At 62.5% G+C, this 13964-nt stretch carries 14 protein-coding genes and 1 tRNA gene; 5 read left to right on the forward strand and 10 right to left on the reverse strand.

Annotated features, from left to right (window positions below; translation table 11 throughout):
• Positions 1-34: 34 nt before the first annotated feature.
• The 6 genes from ACMGF5_RS04315 to queA all read right to left on the reverse strand — a co-directional run bounded on the left by ACMGF5_RS04315 (position 35) and on the right by queA (position 6104).
• Complete coding sequence (locus tag ACMGF5_RS04315; RefSeq protein WP_046784487.1) at positions 35-580, reverse strand: glycine zipper 2TM domain-containing protein; 546 nt, start codon at positions 578-580, stop codon at positions 35-37.
• Between the two features lie 120 nt (positions 581-700).
• Entirely contained in the window at positions 701-1609 is a 909-nt protein-coding gene (gene secF / locus ACMGF5_RS04320; protein ID WP_115273917.1) for a protein translocase subunit SecF, read from the reverse strand.
• 10 nt (positions 1610-1619) lie between these two features.
• Positions 1620-3482, reverse strand: a complete 1863-nt coding sequence (gene secD, locus ACMGF5_RS04325) for a protein translocase subunit SecD (protein WP_046784489.1) — start codon at positions 3480-3482, stop codon at positions 1620-1622.
• Between the two features lie 62 nt (positions 3483-3544).
• Entirely contained in the window at positions 3545-3880 is a 336-nt protein-coding gene (gene yajC / locus ACMGF5_RS04330; RefSeq protein WP_008092587.1) for a preprotein translocase subunit YajC, read from the reverse strand.
• Positions 3881-3924: 44 nt separating this feature from the next.
• Complete coding sequence (tgt, locus tag ACMGF5_RS04335) at positions 3925-5040, reverse strand: tRNA guanosine(34) transglycosylase Tgt (protein WP_162144435.1); 1116 nt, start codon at positions 5038-5040, stop codon at positions 3925-3927.
• Positions 5041-5054: 14 nt separating this feature from the next.
• A complete protein-coding gene (gene queA / locus ACMGF5_RS04340; RefSeq protein WP_039602792.1) occupies positions 5055-6104 on the reverse strand; it encodes a tRNA preQ1(34) S-adenosylmethionine ribosyltransferase-isomerase QueA in 1050 nt (349 codons plus the stop codon).
• Positions 6105-6212: 108 nt separating this feature from the next.
• Here queA and ACMGF5_RS04345 point away from each other — a divergent pair.
• From ACMGF5_RS04345 to ACMGF5_RS04355, 3 genes are all read left to right on the forward strand, one after another.
• Positions 6213-6297, forward strand: a tRNA-Leu gene (locus tag ACMGF5_RS04345).
• A 409-nt stretch (positions 6298-6706) separates the two neighbouring features.
• A complete protein-coding gene (locus ACMGF5_RS04350) occupies positions 6707-7354 on the forward strand; it encodes a trypsin-like peptidase domain-containing protein (RefSeq protein WP_414157843.1) in 648 nt (215 codons plus the stop codon).
• A 199-nt stretch (positions 7355-7553) separates the two neighbouring features.
• Positions 7554-8477, forward strand: coding sequence for a bestrophin family protein (locus ACMGF5_RS04355; protein ID WP_404601759.1), 924 nt, complete (start codon positions 7554-7556; stop codon positions 8475-8477).
• Here ACMGF5_RS04355 and phnE read toward each other — a convergent pair.
• The 4 genes from phnE to ACMGF5_RS04375 are packed head-to-tail and all read right to left on the reverse strand — an operon-like array spanning position 8449 to position 11679.
• Positions 8449-9216 carry a phosphonate ABC transporter, permease protein PhnE gene (gene phnE, locus ACMGF5_RS04360; RefSeq protein WP_204918842.1) on the reverse strand — a complete coding sequence of 256 codons (768 nt, stop codon included), beginning with the start codon at positions 9214-9216 and terminating at the stop codon, positions 8449-8451. The genes ACMGF5_RS04355 and phnE overlap by 29 nt on opposite strands.
• Positions 9213-10040, reverse strand: coding sequence for a PhnE/PtxC family ABC transporter permease (locus ACMGF5_RS04365; RefSeq protein ID WP_012316167.1), 828 nt, complete (start codon positions 10038-10040; stop codon positions 9213-9215). The genes phnE and ACMGF5_RS04365 overlap by 4 nt, the downstream gene beginning before the upstream one ends.
• Positions 10034-10828, reverse strand: coding sequence for a phosphonate ABC transporter ATP-binding protein (locus ACMGF5_RS04370; protein WP_115273912.1), 795 nt, complete (start codon positions 10826-10828; stop codon positions 10034-10036). The genes ACMGF5_RS04365 and ACMGF5_RS04370 overlap by 7 nt, the downstream gene beginning before the upstream one ends.
• Complete coding sequence (locus ACMGF5_RS04375) at positions 10825-11679, reverse strand: putative selenate ABC transporter substrate-binding protein (RefSeq protein ID WP_115273911.1); 855 nt, start codon at positions 11677-11679, stop codon at positions 10825-10827. Before ACMGF5_RS04375 ends, ACMGF5_RS04370 begins: the two co-directional genes overlap by 4 nt.
• 123 nt (positions 11680-11802) lie before the next feature.
• On the opposite strand from ACMGF5_RS04375, the gene selD reads away from it, so the two are divergent.
• Both selD and mnmH read left to right on the forward strand, forming a co-directional pair.
• On the forward strand, positions 11803-12837 hold the full coding sequence (selD, locus tag ACMGF5_RS04380) for a selenide, water dikinase SelD (protein ID WP_115273910.1): 1035 nt from the start codon (positions 11803-11805) through the stop codon (positions 12835-12837).
• A complete protein-coding gene (gene mnmH / locus ACMGF5_RS04385; RefSeq protein WP_046784495.1) occupies positions 12837-13934 on the forward strand; it encodes a tRNA 2-selenouridine(34) synthase MnmH in 1098 nt (365 codons plus the stop codon). The genes selD and mnmH overlap by 1 nt, the downstream gene beginning before the upstream one ends.
• Positions 13935-13964 lie beyond the last annotated feature (30 nt).

A 13964-nucleotide genomic window follows, 5' to 3' on the forward strand; every position in this document is an offset into this window, starting at 1 on the left:
GCACCGGCGAGGTGCTTTTTTTGTGCCTGCAAGATTATTGCTGCCCGGCTTCACTCAGGATCAGCTTGCCGTTCTTGTCCAGCGGGATGGTCGAGCCCGGCTCGCGATCCATCTTCACCTTGCCGACCTGGTCACCGATCGAGTAGGTCACGTTGTAACCAACGACCTTCTCACTGACATCGTTGACCGTATTGCAACGGGTCTGCGTAGTGGTATAGGTATCACGCTCCTGCATGCCCTCCTGCACCTTGTTGCCGGCATAACCACCACCGACCGCACCGGCCACGGTGGCGATCTTCTTGCCAGTGCCACCACCGATCTGGTTACCCAGCAAGCCGCCCGCCAAAGCACCAACAACGGTACCGGCAATCTGATGCTGGTCCTTGACCGGCGCCTGACGCGTCACGGCCACGTCCTTGCACACTTCGCGAGGGGTTTTCACCTGCTGCTTGATCGGCTGCACGTCGGTGACCTGGGCGTATTCGGGGCCTTTGTTCACCAAGCTGTAGGTCGCCACAGCACCTCCGGCAGTAACACCGACAGCACCCAGTACCGCACCCACCAGCATTGATTTATTCACTTGAACCTCCTGATTCATACCCGCGGGGTAAACCCGCCTGCTCCCAGCCTTGGAGCAAAAAAAAAGGCGCGAGTTCAACACTCGCGCCTTTTCGATCGCCGAACGGCGTAGGGCTATGCCTTAAGGGCGATCATCCACACCGTCGGTCTTGGCCGGCGGAATCAGGTCTTCGCTGTTCAGGTTCAGCCAGATCAGCACCACGTTGGCGATGTAGATCGAGGAGTAGGTACCCGCCATGACACCGATGAACAGGGCCAGGGAGAAGCCGAACAGGTTGTCACCGCCGAAGAACAGCAGCGCAGCGATTGCCAGCAGAGTCGAAACGGAAGTGGCTACGGTGCGCAGCAAGGTCTGTGTGGTCGAGATATTGATGTTCTCGATCAGCGAAGCCTTGCGCATCACGCGGAAGTTCTCACGCACCCGGTCGAACACAACGATGGTGTCGTTGAGCGAGTAGCCGATGATCGCCAGCACCGCAGCCAGCACCGTCAGGTCGAAGGTGATCTGGAAGAACGACAGGATACCCAGCGTCACCACCACGTCGTGGATCAGCGAGATGATCGCGCCCACGGCGAACTTCCACTGGAAGCGGAAGGCCAGGTAGATGAGGATGCCGCCCAGCGCCAGGAGCATGCCGAGGCCTCCCTGGTCACGCAGTTCTTCACCCACCTGCGGGCCGACGAACTCGACGCGCTTGACCGTCGCCGGGTTGTCACCGCCAATCTTCTGCAGGGCTTCGGCCACCTTGTTACCCAGCATCGGGTCATCGCCAGGCATGCGCACCAGCAGGTCGGTGGTAGCACCGAAGCTCTGTACCACGGCTTCGTTGAAGCCGGATTCGACCAGCTCGGCGCGCACTGCATTCAGGTCGGCCGGGCGCTCGTAGGTCAGCTCGATCAGCGTACCGCCGGTGAAGTCCAGGCCGAAGTTCAGGCCCTTCTGCCACCAGCTGAACAATGCCAGCACGGTAAGGAGCACGGTTACGGCGAACGCAACATTGCGCACGCCCATGAAATTGATGGTTTTCATCGTCGCTCCCTCAAACCCACAGCTTCTTGATGTCACGCCCGCCACAGGTCAGGTTGACCAGCGCACGGGTCATCATGATGGCGGTGAACATCGAGGTGAAAATCCCGAGGGACATGGTGACGGCAAAGCCCTTGACCGGCCCGGTACCCATGGCAAAGAGGATGCCGCCGACCAGCAGTGTGGTCAGGTTGGCATCGACGATCGCCGAATACGCGCGGTTGAAGCCTTCATGAATCGCGCGCTGCACCGACATGCCGGCAGCGATCTCTTCACGGATACGCGAGAAGATCAGTACGTTGGCGTCGACCGCCATACCCATGGTCAGCACGATACCGGCGATACCCGGCAAAGTGAGGGTGGCACCCAGCAGCGACATCAATGCCAGCAGCAAGACCATGTTGCCCGCCAGGGCGATGGTTGCCAGCACACCGAACGCGCGGTAGATGGCGATGATGAACAGCGAGACGAACAGCATGCCCCACAGCGACGCATCGATACCCTTGGTGATGTTGTCGGCGCCCAAGCTCGGGCCGATGGTACGTTCCTCAGCGAAGTACATCGGCGCGGCCAGGCCACCGGCACGCAGCAGCAGGGCCAGTTCGGACGATTCACCCTGGCCGTCAAGGCCGGTGATGCGGAACTGGCTGCCCAGCGGCGACTGGATGGTCGCCAGGCTGATGATCTTCTTCTCTTCCAGGAAGCTCTGCACCGGCACGTCTTTCTCGACGCCGTTGACCGTCTGCTTGACGTAACGGGTGACCGGTTTCTGCTCGATGAAGATCACCGCCATGCTGCGCCCGACGTTGCTGCGGGTCGCGCGGCTCATCAGCTCGCCACCGTGGCCGTCGAGACGGATGTTCACCTGCGGACGACCATGCTCGTCGAAGCTGGCCTGGGCGTCGGTGACCTGGTCACCGGTGATGATCAGGCCACGCTCGACCTGGGCGGAACGGCCGCCCTCACGGAACTCGAAGACCTCGGTAGTGGCCCTGGACGCGCCTGGCTCGGCACCGAAGCGGAACTCCAGGTTGGCCGTCTTGCCGAGGATACGCTTGGCTTCGGCAGTGTCCTGCACGCCCGGCAGCTCGACCACGATGCGGTTGGCGCCCTGGCGCTGAACCAGCGGCTCGGCGACGCCCAGCTCGTTGACGCGGTTGCGCACGGTGGTGAGGTTCTGCTTGATCGAGTATTCGCGGATCTCGGCGACTTTCGCCTGAGTCAGCGCCAGACGCAGCACGGCGGTTTCATTACGCTCGCTGGTGGTCAGGTCGAAATCACTGAAATTCTTGCGGATCAGGGCACGTGCCTGTTCGCGGGTGGCATCGTCGGCGAAGCCCAGCATGATGCCGCCATCCTGCTGAGGCAGGCTGCGGTAGCGGACGCGCTCTTTGCGCAGCAAGGTCTTGACCTCGCCTTCGTAGACTTTCAGGCGGGCGCTCATGGCCTTGTCCATGTCCACTTCCAGCAGGAAGTGCACACCGCCGGACAGGTCCAGGCCCAGCTTCATCGGGCTTGCACCCAGGTTACGCAGCCATTGCGGAGTGGTCTGGGCCAGGTTCAGGGCCACGACATAATCATCGCCCAGTGCCTTGCGCACTACATCCTTGGCTGGCAGTTGGTCTTCCTGATTGGTCAGGCGCACCAGCGCGCTGCCCTTCTCACCCAGGCTTGCACCCTTGACGGTGATACCGGCTTCGGTCAGCGCCTTGCTGACGCGGTCGAGGTCGGACTGGTTCACCTGCAGCGCCGAGCTGGCACCGCTGATCTGCACCGCCGGGTCATCCGGGTAGAGGTTGGGAGCGGAATAAATAAAACCGATCGCCAGTACCAACACGATCAGTGCGTATTTCCACAGAGGGTATTTGTTCAGCATCACGCCGCCCGTTCAAGACGCGGGGCGCGTTGCGCGCCCCGACTGGAAAAAAAACCGGTAACTCAGATAGCCTTGAGCGTACCTTTTGGCAGGGTCGCGGCAATGGCGCCCTTCTGGAACTTCAGCTCGACGGTGTCGGACACTTCCAGAACCACGAAATCATCGGAAACCTTGACGATCTTGCCAGCGATGCCGCCGTTGGTGACAACTTCATCACCTTTTTGCAAGTTGCTCAGCAGGTTCTTCTGCTCTTTGGCACGCTTGGCCTGCGGGCGCCAGATCATCAGGTAGAAGATGACCAGGAAACCGACCAGGAAAATCCACTCGAAGCCGGTGCCGGCTGGGCCAGCGGCGGGTGCAGCAGCGTCCGCATAGGCGGCGGGGATCAAGAAGCTCATTAGGCACTCCAGTTGCTTAAGTTTTAATTAGATGGTGCGAACAATCAGTCCAAAGGCGGCACAGGCAGCCCGCGCTTGGCATAGAAGGCGTCGACGAAGGCGGCCAATTTACCCTGTTGAATAGCCTCGCGTAAACCGGCCATCAAGCGCTGGTAATGGCGCAAGTTGTGGATGGTATTCAGCATGCTGCTCAACATTTCGCCGCACTTGTCCAGGTGATGGAGATAAGCGCGGGAGAAGTTCGTGCAGGTGTAGCAATCACAGGTCGGATCCAGCGGCGAATCATCGTGGCGATGGAACGCGTTGCGGATCTTGATCACCCCTGTATCGACGAACAGATGGCCGTTGCGCGCGTTACGCGTCGGCATCACGCAGTCGAACATGTCGACGCCGCGGCGCACACCCTCAACGAGATCTTCGGGTTTGCCTACCCCCATAAGGTAACGAGGTTTGTCAGCAGGCATCTGGGCCGGCAGGTAATCCAGCACCTTGATCATTTCGTGCTTGGGCTCGCCCACCGACAGGCCGCCGATGGCCAGGCCGTCGAAGTCGATATTGACCAGCGCTTCCAGCGAGCGCATGCGCAAGTCCTGATACATGCCGCCCTGGACGATGCCGAACAGCGCCGCAGTGTTGTCCCCGTGGGCGTTCTTCGAACGCTGCGCCCAACGCAGCGACAGTTCCATGGAGGTGCGCGCCACATCGTGCTCTGCCGGGTACGGTGTGCACTCGTCGAAGATCATCACGATGTCCGAACCCAGGTCACGCTGTACTTGCATGGACTCTTCCGGGCCCATGAACACCTTGGAGCCATCCACTGGGGAGGCGAAGGTCACGCCCTCTTCCTTGATCTTGCGCATGGCACCCAGGCTGAACACCTGGAAACCACCCGAATCAGTCAGGATCGGGCCTTTCCACTGCATGAAATCGTGCAGGCCGTTGTGCTTCTTGATCACCTCGGTGCCTGGGCGCAGCCACAGGTGGAAGGTGTTGCCAAGGATGATCTCGGCACCAATGGCCTCGATGTCACGCGGCAGCATGCCCTTGACCGTGCCATAGGTACCCACCGGCATGAACGCCGGGGTTTCGACGGTGCCACGGGGGAAGGTCAGGCGGCCACGACGGGCCTTGCCGTCGGTGGCCAGCAGTTCGAAGGACATTCGACAGGTGCGACTCATGCTTGATCCTCTGGGCCGCGTGGCGCCGGATTGCGGGTGATGAACATGGCATCACCGTAACTGAAGAAGCGGTACCCCTGCTCGACCGCCGCCGCGTAGGCAGCCATGGTCTCGGGGTAACCGGCGAATGCCGAGACCAGCATCAGCAGCGTGGACTCCGGCAGGTGGAAGTTGGTGACCAGGGCATCGACCACGTGGAACGGCCGGCCCGGGTAGATGAAGATGTCGGTATCGCCGCTGAAGGCCTTGAGCACGCCATCGCGTGCCGCGCTTTCCAGCGAGCGTACGCTGGTGGTGCCAACCGCGACCACACGGCCTCCCCGGGCCCGGCAGGCCTCGATGGCATCGACCACATCCTGGCTCACTTCGAGCCACTCTTTATGCATGTGGTGGTCTTCGATCTTGTCGACCCGCACCGGCTGGAAGGTGCCAGCACCCACATGCAGGGTGACGAAGGCGCGCTCAACGCCCTTGGCGGCGATCTTGTCCAGCAGCGCCTGGTCGAAGTGAAGGCCAGCGGTTGGCGCGGCTACGGCACCTGCACGTTCGGCGTACACGGTCTGGTAGCGCTCACGGTCGGCGCCCTCGTCCGGGCGGTCGATGTAGGGCGGCAGCGGCATGTGCCCGACACGTTCGAGCAACGGCAGCACCTCTTCGGTGAAGCGCAGTTCGAACAGCGTGTCGTGGCGCGCAACCATTTCGGCCTCGCCACCGCCGTCGATAAGGATCACCGCGCCTTCTTTAGGCGCCTTGCTGGCACGCACATGGGCGAGCACGCGGTGGCTGTCGAGCACACGCTCGACCAGCACTTCCAGCTTGCCGCCGGAGGCTTTCTGGCCAAACAACCGCGCCGGGATCACCCTGGTGTTGTTGAACACCATCAGGTCGCCGGGGCGCAGGTAGTCGAGCAGATCGGTGAATTGCTTGTGCGCCAGCGCCCCGCTCGGCCCATCGAGGACCAGCAGTCGGCTGCCATGGCGCTCGGCCAGAGGGTGGCGGGCGATCAGGGAATCGGGGAGTTCGAAGGAAAAATCGGCGACGCGCATGATGATGTTCGGGTTCGGCAGGGCCGGGAAGTTTAGCCCAATGCGTGAAAATTGACCATGAAAGCCGATTGACCGACCTGAAGCACCTCTCTATACTGCGCGCCACACGCCCTGATGGCGGAATTGGTAGACGCGGCGGATTCAAAATCCGTTTTCGAAAGGAGTGGGAGTTCGAGTCTCCCTCGGGGCACCAAGATCCGGAAAAAACCGACCTTATGGTCGGTTTTTTTATGCCTGTGGTTTGACCAGCAAGACCCTGGGCCAGTGCATCGTCATCCGCTCAAGCAAATGCAGCTCAATGCAGCTCAATACAGCTCAATACAGCTCAATACAGCTCAATACAGCTCAATGAGCTGTGGCCAGTTCACCCATCAATGCAAGCCCTTTTCAGCCCGCCGATTTTGACGCCACCCCAATGGCCACAGGCCCTCCAGCCATGTCTGGAATCTATTGGCTAGCACCGTCACCCCCACCTAAGATGTCATTCGTCGGATATACACAGAAAGTATTGATAGCGTAATAGCACTTAGCCATAGTCGCGCTCCCATTTCTCAATACCCGTGCAAATCATGAAATCAACTGTGCCCTGCCTGGCAGCAATGATGCTGCTCAGTGGGTGCAATGGAGTGCCAACGTCCTACGTGTCAGACCCCGTCTACGATCAGGCTTTCGTGGTCACATCCGGTGCACCGCTGCCGATGCTGTTGATGGCCACTGCCATCCAGTGGAACGAAGACTATGCGGTAACCGCCAAGCACACCCCCTTCCTGCGCAACGTGGTCCATGAAGGCCTGGGTGATGTGGTGTTCTTCAAGCACAAGGCTGCCCGGGTGCCGCTCTGGCGCCAGTATGTGCCGGGCGAGTCCGTGACAGCGGTTGGCTTCAACAGCCTGATGATGCCGGTGCAGGGCAAAGGCCACACCCTGGCTTCGCTGGTACGCCTGCGAGGCACGCCAGGCAGCGTGTTCTATTCGGTGCACGATGGCCCGATGGTCAAAGGCATGTCCGGTGGCCCGGTGTTCGCCGATGACGGCAAGGTCGTTGGGATCAATGTCGCGTTCATCGCCAAAGATGAAATCGATGCGCGCAACCGCCCGGACCTTGCCGACAAAGAACGTATCAGCGTGTTCATGTCGTTCAGCGAAATCGACAAGGAATGGCGCCGGTTCCAGTATCTGGCCAATAAAACGAAGCCCAAGGCCGCGCCTGCCGCGATCAAGGGGGATGTCGTGGTCGCCGCCAAGCCTTGAATTGAACCTGGGCTCAAGCACAGCGCTGAGTCTGGCATATGATGAGGCCAGCACGACTCATGCAAAGGGACCTGCCATGGCAGGTGCCGGATAGCAAAAGGGTCGCGTTGGCGGCATCAAAACTTCTTGCAACATCCACCACCGAACCTTATCCGCCCCTCGACGTCCGATCCTGCATCCCCCTGTCGAGGTTCCCCGCGTGAAAGAAATCATCGCCCGCAAGTATCGCCTGGTGGTGAAGACCTTCGGCTACATCGGCTGGTCGCTGTTCTGGCTGCTGATCTGGGACGTGCTGGTCACCATCGATTTCATGCTGTTCCTCAACAGCAAGTTCACCCTGCCGCTGATCCCGCTGACATTGCTGGGTTCGGCGCTGGTGGTGCTGGTGAGTTTTCGTAACAGCAGCGCCTACAACCGCTGGTGGGAGGCGCGCACCTTGTGGGGCGCGCTGGTGAACAGTTCACGCAGCTTCGCCCGGCAGACGCTGACGCTGATCGACGACCCGGATGACGGCTTGAACCCGATCAAGGCCACCTTGTTGCGCCGGCATATCGCCTATGTGAATTGCCTGGCGGCGCACCTCAAAGGCCAAGCCTGCCCCGACGAACTGATGGCGTTCATCCCGCCCGGGGAGTTCGAGCGGCGCAACCGTTCGAACAATTTCGCCAACGATATCCTCAGCGGTTCGGCAGCCCTGCTCGCCCGCGAGTACAAGGCCGGGCGGCTGGACAGCATTCGCCTGGCGCGGCTGGAGTCGACGCTGGTGGACCTGTCCAACGCCCAAGGCGGCATGGAACGTATCGCCAATACACCACTGCCCTACCCTTACGTGTACTTTCCGCGGCTGTTCATCTCGTTGTTCTGCCTGATCGTGCCCGTGGGCCTGGTCGAATCGCTGGGCTGGTTCACGCCACTGGCGTCTACCGTGGTCGGGTTCATGCTGCTAGCCATCGAGCGGATCGGCACCGACCTGCAGAGCCCGTTCCGCTTCAGTGAACACCAGATCCAGATGGACACCATTTGCGAGACCATCGAGCGCAACCTGGAGTCGATGCAGCGTGAAGCGCAGTGCGGGGAATTAGGGGCTGATGCGCTCAGGCCCGCACATAACGCTGGCGCATGACATCACTGAACACGTCCACCAACAGTACCAGCACCAGCATGGCCAAGATCACCGTGCTGGCCTGGGCCTCCTGGAACAGGCTCAGGGTGGTATAGAGCATCTGCCCCAGCCCCCCTGCGCCAACGAGCCCAAGCACACTGGCCATCCGGATGTTGTTTTCCCAGCGGTACAAGCTGTAGGCCAGCAACTGCGGCCACAGGTTGGGCAAGGTGCCGAAGCAGAACGCCGCCAGTTGCCCGCCACCTTGCAGGCGGATCGCCGCCGCTGGCTCGGCCGGGGTATTTTCCAGCGCCTCGGCGTACAACCGGCCAAGCACACCTGCCGTATGCAGTGCCAACGCGAGCGTCCCGGCGTTGGGGCCAAGCCCTGCCGCCAGCACCATCAACGCGGCCCACACCAGCTCGGGAATGGCACGCAGGGCATTGAGCAGCAAGCGCGCCGCAGCCTGCAGCGGCCAACCGAAACGCCCCGCTGCGGGTAATGCCAACAGCATGCCCAGCACCATTGCCAGCAGCGTACCCAGCCCGGACATGGCAAGGGTTTCCAGGGCACCGCGCCCCACCGCTTGCAGGTGTTCGGCGGTAACGTCCGGATGCAGAAAACGCCCGGCATACTCGGCCATCTGCCCCAGCCCGCCGTTACCCACCAGCGCCTGCAGGTCCAGGTCCAGATAGCTGAACGAGGCGATTACAGCGGCAACCAGGGCAGCCATCACCAGCAGATTGATCACCCGGTTCATGCCAAGCGTCCCCGCAGGAAGCGGCTGAGCAGGTCCGCCAGCAGCACCAGGCCAAAGAAGGCGAGCAGCATGCTTGCTACCTCACCGCCTGCGAACATGCGCATCGACAGGTCGATCTGCTGCCCCAAGCCCCCGGCACCAACGAAACCCATCACCACCGAGGCGCGCACCGCGCACTCCCAGCGGTAGACGGTGTACGACACAAGCTCCGTGCCGGCACTGGGCAGGATGCCGTAGAAGAACGCCGTTAGCCGGCCACTGCCCGCTTGCAGCAGGGCATGCGCCGGGCGCTGGTCGACCGATTCGAAAATTTCGGCATAGACCTTGCCGAGCATGCCGCTGTAGGTGATGGCGATGGCCAGCACCCCCGCCGTCGGCCCCAGCCCTACCGCACGCACGAACAGCAACGCCCAGACGATCTCGGGCACACTGCGCAGGAAAATCAACAGCCCGCGCACCGGCATCCTTAGCAGGCGGGACCAGGCGCCGGAACGGCCACCACGAGAGGCCGCGCGCAACGACAAGGCACGGCTGGCCAGCAGGCTCGCCGGGACTGCCAGCAGCAGCGCCAGTACCATGCCGGCAGTGGCTACAGCCAATGTCTGCAGGGTCGCCTCGTACAGCAGTTCGAGAAATTCGCCATCATGCGCCGGCGGCCAGAAGGCGCTGGTGAAGCTGGCAATCTGCTGGCGGTTTTCCGCTTGCAGCAGCACGCCCGGGTTCAGCTCGCTCAACTGCGCCCCTGGCCACAGCAGGGCCAGCGCAACCAGGGCGACCAACAGGCGCGGCACAAACGCCGGATCGCGGGCGCTGGCCTTCAGCATCGCGGAATCTGCACAGCCAGGGTCGGGGCCTGGGGCAGTGGCGACCCCAGCTGCTCGTTGGCGTAGAGCGCATCGAGCATCTGCTCGGTCACAGCCTCGGCAGAGCAGTCGAACGCCACTCGGCCCTCACGAATGCCGATAACCCGCGGGAAATGTGCCAAGGCCAGGTCCACTGCATGCAGGCTGGCTACCAGCGTCACGCCGTAGGCTTGGGCATGGCGGTTGAGCAGGGCCAGGCTGTGTTCGGCCAGCACGGGGTCCATTGCTGAAACCGGTTCATCGGTCAGCAGTACCTCGGGCCGCTGATACAACGCGCGGGCGATGCCGACGCGCTGCAACTGGCCGCCGGAAAGCTGCCCGCACTGGACGAACAGCTTTTCCGCCAGGCCCAGCTCGGCCAGCACCTGGCGTGCGCCCTGCACATCGGTGGGGTACACCAGGTTGAGCAACGAACGCAGCGTACCCCACTGGCCCAGACGGCCGGCCAGTACAGCAGTCACCACCCGCTGGCGAGGCGGCAGGGGCGGTGCCTGATGTACCAGGCCGACCCTGGCGCGCAGACGCTGGCGAGCCTTTGCCGACAACGCCCAGGGCTGCTCACCCAACACGTCCAGGCGCCCTGCGCTGGGCTGTACGGCAGTGGCCATCAGGTGCAGGAGGCTGGATTTGCCAGCCCCCGAAGGGCCGATGATCGCGACCCGCTCACCTTGGGTGATACGCAAAGAGACGGAGTCGAGCGCGCGAACCTGGCCGTGGCGCAGGCCCGCGTCGAGCAGCGTGATAGTCACTTGAGCAGGCCGGCCTCACGTGCCGCCTGCTCGGTGCCCTGATAGTTCTCAGGCTTGGTTTCGATGAAACGGCTGGCGGCCTGCAGGTCGAGGATCTTCTTGTGTTCCGGGTTCGAAGGGTCCAGGGCGAGGAAGGCTTGCTTGATCTTCTCTTTGAGCGCCGGGTCCATGTTGCCGCGCACGGTCCAGTTGTAGTCATAGTAGGTCGGGGTGGTGGCAAACACCTTGACCTTGCTGGTATCGACCTTGCCGGCGTCGACCAGCTTCTGCCAGACGCTGGCGTTGAGCACGCCACCATCGACCTTGCCGGCCTGGACCCAGGCCACGGTTGCGTCGTGGGCGCCGGAATAGGCCACGCGGCTGAAGTAGCCCTCAGGCTTGATGTTGTCTTCCTTGAGCATGAAGTAGCGCGGCATCAGGCTGCCAGAGGTGGACGAAATCGAACCGAAGGCGAAGGACTTGCCCTTGAGGTCGGCCAGGCTCTTTACATCCGGGTTGGCGGTGATGAACTTGGAGGTGAACTGGGCGTCCTGCTCACGCTGCACCAACGGTGTGGCGGTCGGGTCTTTGAGGTGTACCTGAACGAAGGTGAAACCACCCAGCCAGGCCAGATCCAGGCGGTCGCTGGCCAGCGATTCAACCACTGCCGGGTAGTCGGCCACCGGCACGAACTTCACCTGCATGCCCAGTTGCTGGGACAGGTATTTGCCCAGCGGCTCGAATTTGCGCAGCAGTTCGGTTGGCGCTTCGTCGGGGATGGCACTGACCCGCAAGGTATCAGCGGCCTGGGCGACAACGGCACAGCAGGACAGCACGAGGCCGGCGGCGAGCGCCAGAGGGCGTTTGAGCATGGGATTCTCCGGTTCAATAGCGGGGAAAGTGTCGGCGATAGGCAGACGGTGATGGATTATAAGTGGCACAGACGCAAAGGCCAGCTTTGCTACAATCGCGCATCACGAAAAATGAGGTGCGTAATGAGCGAGCCGATTCGCCTGACCCAGTACAGCCATGGTGCTGGCTGTGGCTGCAAGATCTCCCCCAAGGTGCTGGATGTGATCCTGGCCGAAAGTGGCGCCCAGGCCCTGGACCCGAACCTGTGGGTCGGCAACGCCTCGCGCGATGACGCCGCCGTGTACGCCCTGGACGATGAGCGCGGCGTGGTGTCCACCACCGACTTCTTCATGCCCATCGTCGATGACCCCTACGACTTCGGCCGCATCGCCGCCACCAACGCCATCAGCGACATCTACGCCATGGGCGGCGACCCGCTGATGGCCATCGCCATCCTCGGCTGGCCGGTCAACGTACTGCCACCAGAAGTGGCCCGTGAAGTGATCCGCGGTGGCCGCGCCGTGTGCGCCGAAGCCGGCATCCCACTGGCCGGCGGGCACTCGATCGATGCCCCCGAGCCGATCTTCGGCCTGGCCGTCACCGGCGTGGTCAGCAAGCGCCACCTCAAGCGCAATGACACCGCGACAGTGGGTTGCCGCCTGTACCTGACCAAGCCATTGGGCATCGGCATCCTCACCACCGCCGAAAAAAAGGCCAAGCTGCGTGAGCAGGACCAAGGCCTGGCCCGTGACTGGATGTGCACCCTCAACACCCCCGGCAGCCGCTTTGGCAAGCTCGACGGGGTCAAGGCGATGACCGACGTGACCGGTTTCGGCCTGCTCGGCCACCTGGTCGAGCTGGCCGAGGGCAGCGGGCTGACCGCGCACCTGGACTACGCGGCCGTCCCGCGGCTGCCGAGCATCGAGCACTACATGGCCGAGGGCTGCATCCCCGGCGGTACCCTGCGCAACTTCGACAGCTACGGGCACAAGATCGGCGCGCTGACCGACGATCAGAAGCACCTGCTGTGCGACCCGCAGACCAGCGGCGGCCTGCTGGTGGCGGTCACCCCCGAAGGTGAGCAGGCGTTCCTTGCCGTTGCCGCCGACCTTGGCCTGGACCTTGCGCCGATCGGCCTGCTGGCCGAGCGACAGAGCCACGCAGTCGAGGTGAACTGATGCGCCACGACTGCACCGACTTTCGCCAGCTGTTCCTCGACGACGTGCCGATGATGGACATGCGTGCGCCCGTCGAATTTGCCAAGGGCGCCTTCCCTGGCGTCGTCAACCTGCCGCTGATGACCGACCAGGAGCGGCAAAAGGTCGGTACCTGCTACAAGCAGCAGGGCCAGGCCGCAGCCATCACCCTTGGCCACCAACTGGTCAGCGGCACCATCAAGCGCGAGCGCCTGCATGCCTGGGCCAGCTTTGCCAAGGCCCACCCTGATGGATACCTGTACTGCGCCCGCGGCGGCCTGCGCTCGCTGATCGTCCAGCAGTGGCTGCGCGACGAAGCGGGCATCGCCTACCCGCGTATCAAGGGTGGCTATAAAGCCCTGCGCACTTTCCTGCTGGATACAACCCAGCAGGCCGTGGAGCAATGCGATTTCGTTTTGGTCGGCGGCCTCACCGGCACCGGCAAGACCGATGTGCTGCACCAACTGAACAACGTGATCGACCTTGAAGGCCATGCCAACCACCGCGGTTCGAGCTTCGGCAAACGCGCCACCGCACAGCCGGCGCAGATCGACTTCGAGAACAAGCTGGCCATCGACGTGCTGAAGAAACGCGCACGTGGTATCGAGCAGTTCGTGCTGGAGGACGAGGGCCGTATTGTCGGCAGCTGCACCGTGCCGCTGGAGCTGTACCAGGGCATGCAGCAATACCCGCTGGTGTGGCTGGAAGACAGCTTCGAAAACCGTGTCGAACGCATTCTGCGTGACTACGTGGTCAACCTGTGCGCCGAGTTCGTCGCGCTACATGGCGAAGAACTCGGGCGCCGGCTGTTCACTGAGCGCCTGCTGCAGAGTATGAGCAACATTCACAAGCGCCTGGGTGGCGAGCGCTACCAGCGCCTGTCCGAGATCATGCGCCTGGCGCTGGATGAGCAGCAGCGCAGCGGTGGCATCGATCTGCACCGGGGGTGGATCGAGGGCTTGCTGAAGGAATACTACGACCCGATGTATGCCTACCAGCGTGATGCCAAGGCGGACCGGGTGGAGTTTGCAGGGGATGCTGTGCAGGTGCGCGAGTACCTCAAGGCTCGCAAGCGCTAGGGGCCGCGCAGTTCTTAAGTTCTGCGCTGT

It is taken from the genome of Pseudomonas sp. BNK-15 (genome assembly GCF_047456105.1).
Taxonomy (GTDB): Bacteria; Pseudomonadota; Gammaproteobacteria; order Pseudomonadales; family Pseudomonadaceae; genus Aquipseudomonas; species Aquipseudomonas putida_E.

Bases quoted from the DNA above. Each gene is read 5' to 3' on its own strand.
- queA (WP_039602792.1), bottom strand. From the start codon at position 6,104: ATGCGCGTCGCCGATTTTTCCTTCGAACTCCCCGATTCCCTGATCGCC.
- ACMGF5_RS04375 (WP_115273911.1), bottom strand. From the start codon at position 11,679: ATGCTCAAACGCCCTCTGGCGCTCGCCGCCGGCCTCGTGCTGTCCTGC.
- tgt (WP_162144435.1), bottom strand. From the start codon at position 5,040: ATGTCCTTCGAACTGCTGGCCACCGACGGCAAGGCCCGTCGTGGCCGC.
- ACMGF5_RS04350 (WP_414157843.1), top strand. From the start codon at position 6,707: ATGCTGCTCAGTGGGTGCAATGGAGTGCCAACGTCCTACGTGTCAGAC.
- phnE (WP_204918842.1), bottom strand. From the start codon at position 9,216: ATGAACCGGGTGATCAATCTGCTGGTGATGGCTGCCCTGGTTGCCGCT.
- yajC (WP_008092587.1), bottom strand. From the start codon at position 3,880: ATGAGCTTCTTGATCCCCGCCGCCTATGCGGACGCTGCTGCACCCGCC.
- secF (WP_115273917.1), bottom strand. From the start codon at position 1,609: ATGAAAACCATCAATTTCATGGGCGTGCGCAATGTTGCGTTCGCCGTA.
- mnmH (WP_046784495.1), top strand. From the start codon at position 12,837: ATGCGCCACGACTGCACCGACTTTCGCCAGCTGTTCCTCGACGACGTG.
- ACMGF5_RS04365 (WP_012316167.1), bottom strand. From the start codon at position 10,040: ATGCTGAAGGCCAGCGCCCGCGATCCGGCGTTTGTGCCGCGCCTGTTG.
- secD (WP_046784489.1), bottom strand. From the start codon at position 3,482: ATGCTGAACAAATACCCTCTGTGGAAATACGCACTGATCGTGTTGGTA.
- selD (WP_115273910.1), top strand. From the start codon at position 11,803: ATGAGCGAGCCGATTCGCCTGACCCAGTACAGCCATGGTGCTGGCTGT.